Origin of the sequence: Weissella cibaria, assembly GCF_004521965.1 — a bacterium.
Lineage (GTDB): Bacteria > Bacillota > Bacilli > Lactobacillales > Lactobacillaceae > Weissella > Weissella cibaria_A.
The window spans coordinates 14,898-30,000 of record NZ_SDGK01000045.1 but is presented as its reverse complement, the minus strand read 5'-3'; the positions used below and the strand labels follow the sequence as shown (position 1 = coordinate 30,000).

The window sequence follows — 15,103 nt, the reverse complement described above, 5'->3', positions numbered from 1 at the left end:
GAAAAAGAATGGATACTCGTTTTGAAGAACGTTTGGCATCAGTAGGCTTTACAACCCTAACGCCAATCCAAGAAGCCGTGGCTGAACCACTGGTAAATGGTGAATCAATCGATGCGCTGGCTCCAACAGGAACTGGTAAGACATTAGCCTTTACATGGCCCTTGTTACCGACTTTAGTGCCAGGGGATGGTGAGCAACTCCTTATTTTGGCACCATCACAAGAGTTGGCCATGCAGACGACACGGGTGGTCCGTGAGTGGGCGACACTATTAGACTTAAAGGTGTTGGCCTTAACAGGTGGCGCCAATGTTAAGCGTCAATTGGATGCCTTAAAGAAGCATCCTGAAGTGATCGTGGGGACACCAGGGCGTGTGGCTGAGCTTGTTGATAATGGTAAGTTAAAGTTGCGTCGTTTGCGCACATTGCTATTGGACGAAGCGGATGAACTCCTAACCGAAGATACGGCTAAGCAAATTGATGCCATTTGGGATACCGTCGATGAGCAAGATGTACAGGTGGCGTTATTTGGTGCCACGGAAGTCGATCGAACAATCGCGGCTGGGTTATTCAACCGTGAATTTAACCGCATTGACCAACGTAATGTGCCAATCCCAACCGCAATTGCCCATGAGTTCTGGCCAACAGCCCGTGAGCAACGCAATAAGCGGTTGCGTCAGTTAGCTGCCCGCAAGAATTTCCAAGCCATCGTGTTCTTTAACACGACGAAGCAATTGAAGATTACGGCTAGTTTCCTAGCCCACGAGCACGTCGCCATGGCAACGTTAGTTCGTGGTGATTCTAGTTCAACGCGTGCAAAGGCATTGGACAACTTCCGCAAGGGGACAGCAAAATTCTTACTGACGACTGATGTGGCAGCCCGCGGTTTGGACATTCCTGATTTGCCTGCAATTATTAACTTTGATTTGACGCGCACTGGTGAGACGTATACGCACCGCGCCGGCCGTACTGGACGCATGGGTAAGCATGGTTTGGTCATTTCGTTTGGAAATGACCATGATTTACGTGATTTGCGTCGTTTGGTTGCTGTTGACATCCAACTTGTAACGGGAGTTGAACAAGCGGCTAAACCTAAGTCATTTTCTGGCTCAACTGGCGCACCAACACCCGCGCCGGCAGAAGTGGTTGGTCAACAACCAAGTTTAGTAAAACCAAAGCAACCAGCAAAGCCCCGTCTAGGTAAGAAAGCGCCTAAGAAGCAAGCCGCAGAGGAAGTTGTGTCACGAACGGACCGCTTTGCAAAGGAGAAAAAGGCGAAGCGTAAGCACAGCAAAAACAAGGGTAAGCCAAAGCATTAATGAAAAAATATTGACTAAAAATCCGTTTGAAAAACGGCAATATTTAGGCATTGGGACCACTTTTTCGGACGAGTGGTCCATTTCTTTTGTGAAAAACAATTGTTATTTAGTTCACATAAGGGCGGTTATATGTTACTATTAACAAGGATAGAGAGTTCACAAGTGATAATTTATTTGTGAAATAACTTAGAGATAAAAAATAAAGAATAATGAGGACGGCTGACATGGCAGAACATGACATCCCACGTGCAACCGCAAAGCGATTGCCAATTTATTACCGTTATTTGAAGCTTTTGTTGGATGCGGGCACAACACGTGTTTCATCAAATGAGCTTTCTGATGCAGTAAAGTTTGACGCAGCAACAATTCGTCGTGATTTTTCATACTTCGGTGCTTTGGGAAAGCGCGGATATGGATACGACGTTAAGGCGTTGATGACTTTCTTTGGTGAAATTTTGAATCAAGATACTTTGGCTTCAGTTGCCCTAGTTGGAGTTGGAAATCTTGGTCAAGCTTTGTTGAACTTTAACTTCCACCAAAGTTCGAATGCACGAATTTCAGCAGCTTTTGATATCAATGAGGATATCGTAAATACGATTCAAGCTGGTGTGCCAGTTTATAGTCTTGATGATTTGGAAAAGCAGATTTCAGATCAACGGATTGATGTGGCTATTTTGACGGTGCCAGCGCCAGTTGCCCAAGATTTGGCTAACCGTTTGGCGAAGGCTGGTGTGCACGGAATTTTGAACTTCACGCCACTACGTTTGGATGTGCCAAGTGACGTTCGCGTGCAGAACGTTGACTTGACAAACGAGTTGCAAACATTGCTTTACTTCATCAACAATTTTGGTGGGACTGAAGCCTAAATGTACGTAAAACACTTTGTTTACCGGTACGCGCTGGTGAACAAAGTGTTTTTTACCAAAACCGGGAAACCAATTCAAAATGCGAGCGATAATTTCATAAAAAGTGTCCTATGATTGGGACATGGGCGACCTGTTTAATCACAAAAATGTTTGATATACTGCTAATAATGACTATAAAAAAGAAGTAGTGGCGTAATGAATGAGCATAGTGAACGTCTGTTACAGACCATGAAGGTGGTGCGGCTATTCAGGCTGAAATCTAACAATTGCAAGAGCAGACTTGATACCGCCGCTATGGTGGATGCTTTATTTCAGGCAAAACACAGTTCGCGAAGATGACAAGCAACGGCAAGCAATTGTGGTGTTTACAGAATTACTGGCTTTCCCTTTTTGACACGCTATGAATTGGAATTAACCCAATGTGCGCTACCGTATTTGTCACCGGAAATCACCGTGCCTGTACTTGAAGCAATCGTTAAAATTAATTTGCGTAGTCGTTTTTTCTCAACAAGACATCATGAATGAAAGATTAATGGGTTAATCTTTGATCTGTTACAGCAAGTTACGAGTGGTCATAATGCACGACTATTTGTTAGCGCCTTACGATCGATTGTGTAGCGGTTTACCTTTGCGACAAATTATTCGGCAGTGATTTATATCAAGTTTATTCAGCTATTGTTAGCCCGTTATAATGGTGAATGTGTTGAGACGGCGTATACAACCACGATGGCCGAATTATTGGCGGATATAGACTATTTTTATACAGACAGTGAAATCAAGACGTTCAAGTCGCAGTTTGCATGGTTCGAAAAAATGACATTTGCAGAGGAGTAATGGCACAACGTTTGTCAATTGTCTTATGATTTTGGCCACGTCTGCGTCTTATTTTGATGGTTTCAAATGGGTATAATGGGAAAAGAAAGGTGGGGGGACAATGACAGAAAAAAAGAAACGGCGCGTGGGAACCTGGCTACGAGCGGTCATATTTATTGTGTTGCTACTTATTTCTTTGCTGTTGATTTTTCATAATCAGATTGCTAATGTCGCGTTAAAGACCTACGAGCCAGAGGTCACAAAGACGTCGATTAAGAAAGGAGCAGCTGAAAAGAAAACTGCCAACTATGATTGGCAAAAGGTTGGGTCGTTAACGGCCCAACAAGTATTGGCTGCTCGAGTAAATGCTGGAAAGATTAATTTTATTGGCTTTGTCGCGATCCCTGAGATTGGCCTATCAGTGCCGATTTCAAATGGCACAACTGATTTAAATCTATCATTAGGGGCTGGCACGATGTTTCCAGATCAAACCATGGGTGAAGGTAACTATGCACTTGCTAGTCACTTCATTCAAGGCGACTCTGGCCGAGATGTTTTGTTCTCACCAATTTACTACAAGGGTGCAGTTGGTCAGAAAATTTATCTAACGGATATGACTCACGTTTACGAGTATCGGGCAGTTGACTTTAAAGTTATTAAACCAACTGATGTCGATTGGGTCTATCCAGTAGCTGGTAAGAAGTTGGTCACGTTGATTACATGTGATTATACGGCTGACCGTGGGCGTGTGATGATGCGTGGTGAACTTCAACGGACCACAACATGGGATAAGACGGCTAAGTCAATTCAAACAGCATTTACAGTAGATAATCGTTGGATTAAGTAAATTAAACAGAAAAAAGCGGATGAGTGTTAGTCTCATCCGCTTTTTCTATTAATCGTTAATAAAAATAAAGTCGGCAGCGTGTTGGGTGACTTGCACATCACGTGAACCGTCAGACAATACAAGTGGGCCATCGAATGGCAGACGTTCCTTAATTGTCCAAGTTGTTCCTAGTTCAAGGCCAACCGTTTCGACATATTGTAGTAGTTCCAAATCTTCAGTAAAACTGTTTAAAGTAACCGTTTCTGAATCCTTGGCCTCACGTAAAGTGCGGAACTTCTCTTGTTCATAGTTAAAGTTGACGTCAGGAATTGGTAGGCCATGAGGACTGTACTTCGGGAAATCTAAGAAACGTTCAAGGGCGTCAACAAATTCAACATCAGCATCGTGATCCAAATTGTCAGCGTTAAAGTGTGCTTCTGAAATCGACAAACCTAGCTTTGTTGCACCGAAAGTCTCAATCAAACGGTGTGATCGAATCAAGCGTAACGCTGTTTGTCGACCGGATACGGTAAGTGTTACCCCGTAGTAAGGCACAACGTCAACTTCGCCAGCTTCTTGTAACTTTGTCAGCATGTTTGATACTGAAGAAGGCGTTACATTCAAGTGTTCAGCGATTTGGTTATTTGAAATCTTAGTTGTTTCATCCCCACTGCTGAGCTCCAAAATAGTTTGGAGATACTGGGTTTTTGAAATTGATTCGCTCATAATAGCAGTCCTTTTTTGTTTGAAATGTTTCGTATGTCCATTATAACACGCGGGGTTTGATAATAGGGTTAACTGGTTGGTTAAAATATTTTTAATCGCCTTTAAAATAAAATTACATGTTATAATTAATTATAGATTAAGTCACTCTGACGTCCGTCAGATAACACGTTTTGGAGGCCCAAATGCGAGGAAACGAGATTCGCCAAGGAAACAAGTTAGTGGGTATGCAAAAGTTGCACACTCTAATGCAAAGCACCCGGGAAATGCCGGTGCAGACGGCAAAACTGCTGCAAGGAGCGGTTGAATCAACGATGACAAAGACCAGCCCAATATTTGTCGGGCGGGTCTATGACAGTTGTATCTACCGCATTGGTTGTGGCAGTATCTATGAAGAATTCGCACTTAAATTTGCGACAACCGATGAGCGAAACAAGTTTGCCAATCAGTTTGAAGCAGTTTGTCGTGAAATCGGCTTGGTCGTCCATCAAAGTTACTAAAACCTAACACAACTAATAAACCCCAGCTTTAGTGCAAAGCTGGGGTTTTTACTCAGTTGTTACTTAAATAATAGGCGTTCGCGCATCTGTTCAAGCGTGGGGTGATTCAAGAAAAAATACAAGATAATTGCTTGAATTGGCAAGAAAATAATTTGCTTAATCCCACGAACCCAAAGCAATGATGTAATCGCCTTTGGATCCGTCATCCCTCCCATAATCACAATCCATAGGGTATTCAAAACGACGTTAACCAAGAATAGGACCAAGATAACTGTGACAATGACCCGCAACCAACTAATGTGTTCGCGACCATAAAAAGCGAAACCATAAATGGCGGCGCCTACTAATGCTGAAACGGCGAATCCCCAAAAATAGCTATAACCGCTAATCATCGTTGATAGAAAGTCGTTAAAAAAGGCAACAATCATGCCCCAATAAGGCCCATACCACTTTGCGATCAAACCAACGACAATAAATGTGAAGCCCACCTTTACAGAAGCTGGGCCAAATGTAAAGCGACCGATAATAATTTCGAGGGCCATTAGAATGCCCAATAAGGCTAGCTGCGTCGTGCGTAGACGAGGTAATGCGTAACTTAATGTCTTCATATCGAAAACACCTCCTTTAGTATTTGGAGGGTTTCACTTCTTACAGTGAATGTGACAATGGTATCGCGAACACGTTGTTCTTCGTCCGTGGCCCACATTCCGTTTCCACGGCACTTAACGCACCACAGTCTACCCTGCATCTGTTACAGAATTTATTATAGCGCAATTTATGGACTGGTGACAGGAAAAGTGGGGTGATATTATAAGTAAAATGTTAAATGACGAAAATATTTTGATGTAAACGATTTAATTGTTAGTTTCATGTCCAATAATAGGCAGTGTAATGGGAAGTCTTGCACGGTTTTCTTAATAAATTAAGAACAAACTGTAGGTGAGGGGCTGTCATTTTTAGTAAAAATTGGTAAAATGTTTACAAAGTAATTTTACGAAGAAAGAGACCCGCATGATAACAATAAAAGTACCCGCAACATTAGGAGATTTTGGTCCCGGCGTCGCGTCAATTGGTATTGCGCTCGATCGCTATTTAACGCTTGAAGTTATTTCTGCCAATGATGTCTGGTTGGTAGAACACAATTTAGGTGAGACAATCCCGACCGATGCCACAAATTATATCGTCGCTGTTGCCCAAAACTTATATCCTAATATAACGCCACACCGAATCCGCGTAACGTCGGATATTCCGCTTCGTCAAGGATTGGGATCTTCAACGGCTGCATTGTTGGCTGCGATTGAGTTAGCTAACCAATTGGGTGAATTGGATTTAGACGACTATACGAAATTAACGTTGGCAGCACGGACTGAAGGTCAACCAGCCAACGTGACGGCCGCACTACTGGGAGGCGTGACGGTGAGTTATCTAGAGGCGGGGAATGTTTTTGCGAGTGGTGTTGTCGCACCAGCTTATCAAGCGGTTATTTACTTGCCTGAGTACCGTCGTGAGGTGACAACATATCGGTCGAATCAGTTTTCGCAAGAAGTGGCTATGGCGACAGCAGCAGCGGGAAACATGTTGCTAGCTGCGTGGCAGAATCAGCAAGTGGTTCTTGCTGGGCAATTATTGGAGACAGCTGGATTGGATACTGCCCGTCACGCTAAGGTACCCGAATTAGCCAAGATTCGACAAGCCTCACACGCGCTGGAGATTTATGGGACGGTATTAGCCGGTGCTGGGCCAGCGATTGTAACGTTGGTAGAGCCAGAAAAAGTCAACGATTTAGTGGATGTGTTGGCTTACTTGGCGTTGCCAGGTAAGTTTGAAGTGGTTGATATTGCAAACACGGGGATGAGTGTGAATTAAGAAGGAGACGGATAATGGGGAAGGCCTCAATTCGAGACGTTGCAAATTTGGCAGGCGTTTCAATTGCAACTGTGTCACAAGTGTTAAACGGTAAAGGGGAGCGTTTTTCGGATGCCACCAAGCAGAGGGTCTTTGCGGCACGTGATGAAGTCGGCTATGTGCCAAATGCCAGTGCCCGTAGTTTAAAGCGTGGGACGACAACGATGATTGGTGTGTTGGTACCAAGCTTGCGGAATCCTTACTTTGGGGATATTGTGCAACGTATGCAGGAAGGTTTACCGGATAATGTGTCACTATCGATTATGACTGCAGAAACGGCAACTGCTGATCAAACGGTTGAGACGTTAGTTGCTGCCGGGGTTCAAGGCATTGTGGTGGCGAGCCAGCTGTCAAATCCACCCGCCGTTGCTCGAAGTTTGAAGCGTCGCGGCATCGCGATGGTTGTCTTGGAAAATCATGATGAGCTGGCGGATGCCGACGCGGTTTATTCATCAGATACGCAGGGTGGCCGTAAAGCAGCTGAGCACTTAATTGCATTGGGACACAAACACGTGGTGTTGTTAGGTAACCAAGTGTATACCGATAATTTGTTGTATCGGACGGCAAGCTTCAAGGAAGCGATGGCCGAAGCGGGAGTCAAGGTGAGTGAAGTGGCCACTCGAAATTTGACGAAGCACGCTGGTAGGGCTGCGGCAATGGCTGTTTCGGTGACACATGCAACCGCTGCCTTTGCCCTTAATGATGAATTGGCAATTGGCTTGATTTCCGGGCTGAATGCGATTGGCATTAAGGTACCCACAGAAATATCAGTCATTGGTTATGATGATACAGACTATGCGGAATTTTTCCGTCCAGCGCTAACGACAATTGAACAACCGGTTTGGGATATTGCAAAGTCAGCATTAGATTTGGTGTTGCACCGTATTGCCCAACCTGCTGGTGAACGACAGGTGGCGGCGTTTGATGCGAACCTAATTGTCCGTGAATCAACTGCGCCATTTGCTTAATTATGGTAAGCTGGTGGGAAGAGGAGGTGTGCATATGCTTTTTAAGCGAACACGCGAACTGATAGAAAACCCTAAGGGCGTTGATGTCCACCGGGCTGCGATGTCAGCGGCACTTTTGGGCCAGGCTGAAGTACTTACGGCAGACGGGTGGTTACCAAAGGCGGTGGCGGCTTATGTTGAGGCTGTGGCAACTGCACCCGAACTAACGGATGATACGATGACGGGTGTCTTAACGCAAAAGTGGTATGAGGCGCACCGGATTGGGTCATCATTATTTACTAAAATGTTAATTTCAGGTTTCCACCGGGGTAGTGCAACGGCAACGGATCGGTTGGGAATGCTTTATCAAGTGTTGGGATTGCAACGTGATGACACGAATTTTGTCCAAATGACTCATTTGGGCGATTGGTCCAAGCGTGATATGACGCCGAACTTGTATTACCTACAGTTAGTGAATGAAACGGATTTGCAAGACTATTGGGATTTCGTTAACCGAGTTGCATTTTTGATGCGTCTGAAGTATCGGGCGTGGAACGGTATTCGGTCGCGATATGCCACGAGTAGGCAATTAACAGCAACGTTTGACAACCAGCTACGCTATTATCTAGGTAAGCCGGTGTCTGATTTTGTGCGCCACATGAGTTGGACGCGTGCCCAGTATGAGGCTAAGGTCTTGTTGTTTACCAGCAAAGAGGTTTTGCACCCAGGTGTGACTTTGCATAATCGGGGTGTAGCGGACCAAAGTAATGTTAAGGTCGTGACACCGGATTATCACGTTGAGCTAATTTTTGATCGGGATAATCACATTGTGTCGCTTTGGGATGCTTTGGAAGAGCAACAAATCGAAATGGCTGATGGTTCATTGCGATTTGTACAAGACCCTGCTGCGTACACTTTGACTCAATTGCAACAGATTGCCAACACCGAATCGGCTAATTACGCTGGTCAAGGCGGCGAAATTCACGAAGCACTGGATGTGAAGCCAGCTGCGCGGACGGCGGGTCTGGAATCAGGTCTACGCAACTATGCCAAAAATCAATTTTAATGAAAAAGACACCTGCAATGGTTGCAGGTGTCTTTTTTGGTAGCCAATAAGGACGTTAAAAGACCGCGTCATAAATCACCCGGACGGCATCTTTCACTTGTTCAGCGCGTACGCCAAGCATTAGAGAAATTTGGGAAGCGCCTTGGTTGATCATAGGTAACGTAATCCCAGCGTTGGATAATGGGGTGGCGATTTCTGAAAAGGCGCCGATACGATTATTCATTCCTTCGCCAACCACCATAATAATGGCAAAATCATCAATCCATTCCAAATGGTCTGGTTCTAAAGTAGCCTGAATTTCATCGCAAATCGCATCACGCATTGCTTCAGTAATTTGCGTCTTATCGAAAATGATGGTCATGTCATCGATACCAGATGGCATGTGTTCATAACTAACCCCATGCTTGGCTAAAATTTCTAGAATTCGCAAGGTAAAGCCGACTTCTTTATTGAGCAAATAGCGGTGTAGGTATAGGGCTGCAAAACGGATATCACTCGCAATGCCAGTCACGGGACGTGGGTTAGTAACTTGTTTGACGGGTACAATCATCGTGCCAGGCGCCGTGGGATTATTTGTGTTTTTGACGTTAATTGGAATATTAGCTTCAATTACTGGAATGATCGCTTCATCGTGGAACACCGCAAAGCCAGCATAAGCTAATTCTCGCATTTCACGGTAGGACATCGTGGTGATGGCGGCAGGATGATCAATGATGTGTGGATCGACAGCATAAATTGCTGAGACATCAGTGAAATTTTCATATAAATCTGCGCGCAATCCGCGCGCCAAAATAGCGCCGGTAATATCTGATCCACCACGTGAAAAGGTAGCCATTAACCCCTCATTGGTATAGGCAAGAAAACCGGGCACGATAATAATCTCATCAGCTGCAATTTGGAAGTTTGCTAGGCGGATATAGCTATCTTCGCGAAGACGTGCTGCGCGGGGTGTCCCGGTGACAATCATCCCCAAATCGGCTGGCGACACAAACCGGGCGTTATGACCAAGACCACGCATGACATAGGCAATCAGTTGGGCGTTTAGTAATTCACCATGGCCCATGAAGGCGGCGTATAAGTAGTCAAACGAGGGATAGTGGACCCGACTTAGCCTTGCCAGTTGTTCAGATAAGGTCCCAATAATCTCCGTTTCGTCAAGGTTGAAATACGTGACAATTTGACGGTATCGGTTAATAATTTCGGCCTGAATGGCGACGGTAGAGTCGCCAGCAATGGCTTGTTCTGCATAGCTGGCAAGTAGGTCGGTAACCTTGATGTCGTCCTTGAAACGCTTGCCTGGCGCAGACACGACTACAACTTGACGGGCGGTATCTGCGCTGATAATGGCAATAACTTTTTCTAATTGTGATCCCTCAGCTAAGGAAGAACCACCAAACTTGATTACATGCATACTAATTTCCTCTTGTGTATTCATTCATTTGTTGATGATAATTCAAAATTAAAAAATGGCAGATGTCAAGTGTTGACAGTTATAATTTTTAAGGGTATTCTAATGTTACGTTAATGATTGATAGAGGTTGCAATAGACATGAGTAACTTTGTTGAGCCGGCACAGGCGAAGATGCAAAGCGAAAGGGGACATTGCCGAAACGATTCAGCGCAACTGAATCGTTGGGCCTTTGGTTAAGAGCCAATGGACTGTCGCTGTGGAAGCAGCGGGGAGCTATCGTCACAGTCAATGAATGTTTTTTAGTGAGACGCTCAATTGATGGTGCGATGGTGCCGTTAATTGAGCGTCTTTTTTGCGGAAAAGCCTCACAATTAGCGTGACACTAATGAAAGTGAGGACACAAGTTATGGTAGTAGCAGTTACCCGACCAACCCGGTTAAACATTTCACAAGCAGCGGTGACACACAATATTCAAGAAGTGCGTCAGGCATCCCAAGCCTCGTTTATGTTCTTAGCAGTTAAGGCCAATGCCTATGGTTTCGGTTTGATTCCGATGAGTCAAGCGGCTGTTGCGGGGGGCATTGATGGCTTAGCGGTGGCTTTGTTAGATGAAGGTTTGGCGTTACGTCAAGCAGGGTTAACGGAACCAACGTTAATTTTAGGAATTACGTTACCGCAATATGCGCGGTTAATCGCGGAAAATAACTTGATTGCAACGGTCGGATCGGTGGCGTGGTTGGAAGCGGCATTACAATATCTGCCGGTTAACGGACAGCGTTTGCAAGTTAACCTAGCTGTTGATACCGGTATGGGACGCATTGGATTTCGTGAGCGCACTGAATTAAAAGCTGCGATTGCTTTTATGCATAAACATAGTGAGGCCTTCGCATATGCCAGTATCATGACCCACTTTGCCGAAGCCGATGCGCCGGAAGTTGATTATTTTCACCAACAATTAAAGCGGTGGCATGTGCTAACGGATGGTGTTGAAATGCCGCCCTTAGTGCACTTAGCAAATTCAGGGGCCGCGATGTATCACGCGGATGAAATGCCGACGGATGTGATTCGAGCAGGCACTGTGGTTTACGGTGTTGAACCGTCACGCGGTGAATTGCGATCAGATGATTACTTAGAGCCGGTCCTCACATTGGAAACGGAATTGGTGTTTGTTAAAAAATGCCATGAAGGTGAAGGTGTTAGCTATGGCCATACTTATTACGCCCATGAAGGTGAGTGGATTGGCACCGTGCCATTGGGATATGGCGATGGTCTGCCACGTAAATTGCAGGGCTTTGAGGTAATCGTTGACGGGGTGAAACGCCCGATTGTGGGTAAGCTGGCAATGGATCAAATGATGATTTCATTACCATATGAATTACCAATTGGCACTACCGTCACGATTATTGGTCGGCAAGGTGAACAAGAGAATACCTTGGAGGATGTCGGTCAATATACCGACCTGGCACCATGGGAAATTTCAACGAATTTACAAGAACGCATTTATCGACAAATTACAGATTAACGGGGAAGAGAATATGCAAACACCTTATCAAACAAATGCAGCAGGTCATTTGAGTATTGGCGGTGTTGATGCCAATGAATTAGCACAACGCTTTGGCACGCCACTATACGCGTATGATGTGGGGGCCATGCGCCAACAGATGCGCGATTTCAAGCGCGTATTTGAAGCGCGTCATTTGAATTATGCGGTGTCATATGCATCGAAGGCATTTGCAACGATTGCGATGTATGAAGTTGCTGCTCAAGAGGGGATGCACATTGATGTCGTATCCGGTGGCGAAATTTATACGGCTTTGCGGGCAAAATTTCCGATGGCGAATGTGTCGTTTAATGGTAATAACAAGTCGGTTGAAGAATTAACGATGGCGATTGAGAATGGCTTAGGCACGATTATTATTGATAACTTCTACGAATTACAGGTATTGCATGAGTTATTAGCGGAACGTCAGCAAACACAAGATATTCTCCTACGAATTACCCCTGGGGTTGAAGCGCACACCCATGATTACATCTCAACCGGTCAGACAGATAGTAAGTTTGGGTTTGATGTTAATAGTGGTCAAGCCGAAGCCGCGTTGCAACAAGCCTTGGCAGATCCTAATTTAAATGTTTTAGGGGTTCATGCACACATCGGTTCTCAAATTTTTGATGTGACAGGTTTCCAGATGGCCGCTGCAAAGTTGGTGGATTTGGTGCATGAATGGGATTTCGAGCCGCAAGTGATTAATGCCGGCGGTGGTTTTGGCATTCGGTACACCGCAGATGATGAACCATTACCAGCCGCAACATTCGTTGAAGCAATTATCGATACGATTGCTGAAAAGACGGCGGCGTATGGTATGCAGATGCCAGCCATTTGGATCGAACCAGGGCGTTCGATTGTTGGACCAGCGGGGTATAGTCTCTACACGATTGGATCGCGCAAGGACGTCCCAGGAATTCGTTCGTATCTCGCTGTCGATGGTGGTATGGGGGATAATATTCGTCCGGCGTTGTACCAGGCAAAGTATGAAGCAGTCTTAGCTACTCAGCCAGATGAACCGTCTAATGAGGTTGTCCGTGTGGCAGGTAAGTATTGTGAGTCGGGGGATGTGTTGGTTTGGGAGCAAGCTTTACCAAAGACAAAGCCAGGGGATGTCCTAGCAGTGTTGGCAACCGGAGCGTATGGCTACTCGATGGCGTCAAACTACAACCGAAATGGGCGACCAGCCGTGGTATTTGTTGAAAACGGTCAAGCTAAGGTCGTCGTGGAACGAGAAACATTGGCAGATTTGGTTCGCTTGGATCAACACTATTTATAGAAGGAAAAGTAAAAAATGGCAGAATTAGATGCACAAACGATTATTAATTTCATTGCAAATACGCCAAAGCAAACCCCAGCACGGGTGACATTGGCCGGCGAACTTGCTGATATCACCTGGCCCACGGACGTACAAGTATTTATTGAAACACGCACGGGCACAGTGATTGGTGACTATGTGCTGATTGCACCGGTTTTAACCGCAAATGCTGATAAAATTACGGCACAACATGTTGAGTTATTGGCCCGCAATTCAGGGGTACCATTGTTGAACTATGACGGTGTGAAGGCGCGAATCGAACCAGGTGCGGTTATTCGTGAGCAGGTAGAAATTGGTGATAATGCGGTCATAATGATGGGGGCCATCATTAATATCGGTGCCGAAATTGGTCCAGGGACCATGATTGATATGGGCGCTGTGCTAGGTGGCCGTGCGATTGTTGGCGCGCATAGTCACATTGGCGCGGGGGCCGTCTTGGCCGGGGTGGTTGAACCAGCCTCAGCGACCCCTGTGACGATTGGTGATAATGTCCTCATCGGTGCGAACGCAGTGGTGATTGAAGGGGTGCAAGTCGGCGAGGGTGCCGTTGTTGCAGCCGGCGCGATTGTCACCAAGGATGTGCCAGCGCATACGGTTGTGGCTGGCGTGCCGGCACGTGTCATTAAGGAAATTGATGCGCAGACTGAAGGCAAGACGGCTTTGGTTGACGCCTTGCGGAACTTAGATTAACGAGGTACTGACATGACGCCGATTGATTTAAAACAAGTCCGGCGTGACTTGCACCGCATCCCAGAACTGGCGTTACGCGAAACGCAGACACACCAGTATTTGAAACAGCTGGTCACACAATGGCAGCAATCCTGGGTCACAATACGTGAAATACCTGAACTACCAACGGCGTTGCTCGTTCGGGTTGCTGGAACCGATCCACAACGAACAATTGGGTATCGGGCGGATATTGATGCGTTGCCAATTACTGAGGCGACGGGGTTGCCATTTGCTTCAGAACATATAGGCCTGATGCATGCGTGCGGTCATGATATGCATATGACCGTGGGGTTAGGCATTTTAGCGTACTTTACCCAGCATCAACCGAAGGATAATTTGATTTTCTTTTTCCAACCAGCTGAGGAAGCCAATTATGGAGGTAAACGGGCGTACGATTTGGGTGTGTTTACCGATGAATGGCGCCCAGATGAGTTTTATGGCTTACATGATCATCCAGGTTTGCCAACTGGGCAAATTGCGACGCGTCAAGGGACATTGTTTGCGGGGACGACGGAGATTCATGTAACCTTTACAGGTAAAGGTGGTCACGCTGCTTACCCACATGAAGCTGTCGATGCGGTTGTTGCGGGTGCGATGTTTGTCAATCAAGTGCAAACGATTGTGTCACGTAATATTGACCCAGTCCGAGGTGGTGTGGTGACATTAGGCACTTTTCATGCTGGCACGGTCGGTAATGTGATTGCTGAAACAGCCCATTTAGATGGGACGATTCGGGCCTTCCGCCAGCAGGATATCGACATGATGCAGCAACGTGTGCGGGATATCGTGTCAGGGGTGGCATTGGCAACCGGTGTAACGGCTGACTTGCAGTTGATTCAAGGGGGGTACATGCCGGTTGAAAATAACAATACGACAACGGCCCACTTTATGGCTTATATGACGGAAGCACCGACTGTTAATTTTTCAGAAATTGCGCCGGCGATGACTGGCGAAGATTTTGGCTTCTTGCTACAAAAATTCCCAGGTACGATGTTTTGGTTAGGGGTTGGTGATCCAACTCATGCGCTACACAATGCCGGATTGTCACCTGATGAGGCCGCCTTGCAACCGGGTGTTGACGCAATGGTCGGCTACTTAAATTGGCGAATGATGCAATAAATAATAAGAAGAGGCAACTGT

The 15,103-nt window shown here is 45.8% G+C and carries 14 protein-coding genes and 2 riboswitches; of the genes, 11 read left to right on the top strand and 3 right to left on the bottom strand.

Annotation, left to right across the window (positions count from 1 at the left end; translation table 11 throughout):
- Window positions 1–8: 8 nt before the first annotated feature.
- The 3 genes from EST42_RS06510 (at window position 9) to EST42_RS06500 (ending at window position 3,842) form a co-directional block, all read left to right on the top strand.
- Window positions 9–1,316 (top strand): DEAD/DEAH box helicase, encoded by a 1,308-nt coding sequence (locus EST42_RS06510; protein ID WP_134644736.1) that lies wholly within the window; start codon window positions 9–11, stop codon window positions 1,314–1,316.
- A 224-nt stretch (window positions 1,317–1,540) separates the two neighbouring features.
- Window positions 1,541–2,182 (top strand): redox-sensing transcriptional repressor Rex, encoded by a 642-nt coding sequence (locus EST42_RS06505; RefSeq protein ID WP_134644735.1) that lies wholly within the window; start codon window positions 1,541–1,543, stop codon window positions 2,180–2,182.
- 934 nt (window positions 2,183–3,116) lie between these two features.
- Window positions 3,117–3,842, top strand: coding sequence for a class A sortase (locus tag EST42_RS06500; RefSeq protein ID WP_134644734.1), 726 nt, complete (start codon window positions 3,117–3,119; stop codon window positions 3,840–3,842).
- 48 nt (window positions 3,843–3,890) lie between these two features.
- On the opposite strand, the gene EST42_RS06495 is transcribed toward EST42_RS06500, so the two are convergent.
- Complete coding sequence (locus EST42_RS06495; protein ID WP_134644733.1) at window positions 3,891–4,547, bottom strand: metal-dependent transcriptional regulator; 657 nt, start codon at window positions 4,545–4,547, stop codon at window positions 3,891–3,893.
- Between the two features lie 182 nt (window positions 4,548–4,729).
- Here EST42_RS06495 and EST42_RS06490 point away from each other — a divergent pair, with 182 nt between their 5' ends.
- Complete coding sequence (locus EST42_RS06490; protein ID WP_134644732.1) at window positions 4,730–5,044, top strand: hypothetical protein; 315 nt, start codon at window positions 4,730–4,732, stop codon at window positions 5,042–5,044.
- Window positions 5,045–5,103: 59 nt separating this feature from the next.
- On the opposite strand, the gene EST42_RS06485 is transcribed toward EST42_RS06490, so the two are convergent.
- Window positions 5,104–5,652: a folate family ECF transporter S component gene (locus EST42_RS06485; protein ID WP_134644731.1), complete on the bottom strand. Its 549-nt coding sequence runs from the start codon at window positions 5,650–5,652 to the stop codon at window positions 5,104–5,106.
- Window positions 5,653–5,693: 41 nt separating this feature from the next.
- Window positions 5,694–5,791: riboswitch (THF riboswitch) on the bottom strand.
- A 264-nt stretch (window positions 5,792–6,055) separates the two neighbouring features.
- Between EST42_RS06485 and EST42_RS06480 the strand changes: the two genes are divergently transcribed.
- The 3 genes from EST42_RS06480 to EST42_RS06470 are packed head-to-tail and all read left to right on the top strand — an operon-like array spanning window position 6,056 to window position 8,962.
- Window positions 6,056–6,910 (top strand): GHMP family kinase ATP-binding protein, encoded by an 855-nt coding sequence (locus tag EST42_RS06480; RefSeq protein ID WP_134644730.1) that lies wholly within the window; start codon window positions 6,056–6,058, stop codon window positions 6,908–6,910.
- Between the two features lie 14 nt (window positions 6,911–6,924).
- Entirely contained in the window at window positions 6,925–7,917 is a 993-nt protein-coding gene (gene rbsR, locus EST42_RS06475; protein ID WP_134644729.1) for a ribose utilization transcriptional repressor RbsR, read from the top strand.
- A gap of 34 nt (window positions 7,918–7,951) precedes the next feature.
- Window positions 7,952–8,962: a DUF3114 domain-containing protein gene (locus EST42_RS06470; protein ID WP_134644728.1), complete on the top strand. Its 1,011-nt coding sequence runs from the start codon at window positions 7,952–7,954 to the stop codon at window positions 8,960–8,962.
- Between the two features lie 55 nt (window positions 8,963–9,017).
- Here EST42_RS06470 and EST42_RS06465 read toward each other — a convergent pair whose 3' ends face one another.
- Entirely contained in the window at window positions 9,018–10,373 is a 1,356-nt protein-coding gene (locus EST42_RS06465; protein WP_134644727.1) for an aspartate kinase, read from the bottom strand.
- Window positions 10,374–10,486: 113 nt separating this feature from the next.
- A riboswitch (Lysine riboswitch) is annotated at window positions 10,487–10,657 on the top strand.
- A gap of 122 nt (window positions 10,658–10,779) precedes the next feature.
- Between EST42_RS06465 and alr the strand changes: the two genes are divergently transcribed.
- From alr to EST42_RS06445, 4 genes are read left to right on the top strand one after another with little or no spacing between them, the layout of a single operon-like run.
- The gene (alr, locus tag EST42_RS06460; RefSeq protein ID WP_134644726.1) at window positions 10,780–11,895 is read left to right on the top strand and encodes an alanine racemase; all 1,116 of its coding nucleotides are present in this window, start codon (window positions 10,780–10,782) and stop codon (window positions 11,893–11,895) included.
- A 13-nt stretch (window positions 11,896–11,908) separates the two neighbouring features.
- Window positions 11,909–13,195 carry a diaminopimelate decarboxylase gene (gene lysA, locus EST42_RS06455; protein WP_134644725.1) on the top strand — a complete coding sequence of 429 codons (1,287 nt, stop codon included), beginning with the start codon at window positions 11,909–11,911 and terminating at the stop codon, window positions 13,193–13,195.
- Between the two features lie 15 nt (window positions 13,196–13,210).
- Window positions 13,211–13,924: a 2,3,4,5-tetrahydropyridine-2,6-dicarboxylate N-acetyltransferase gene (gene dapD, locus EST42_RS06450; protein WP_134644724.1), complete on the top strand. Its 714-nt coding sequence runs from the start codon at window positions 13,211–13,213 to the stop codon at window positions 13,922–13,924.
- Between the two features lie 12 nt (window positions 13,925–13,936).
- A complete protein-coding gene (locus EST42_RS06445) occupies window positions 13,937–15,082 on the top strand; it encodes an N-acetyldiaminopimelate deacetylase (protein WP_134644723.1) in 1,146 nt (381 codons plus the stop codon).
- Window positions 15,083–15,103: the final 21 nt, after the last annotated feature.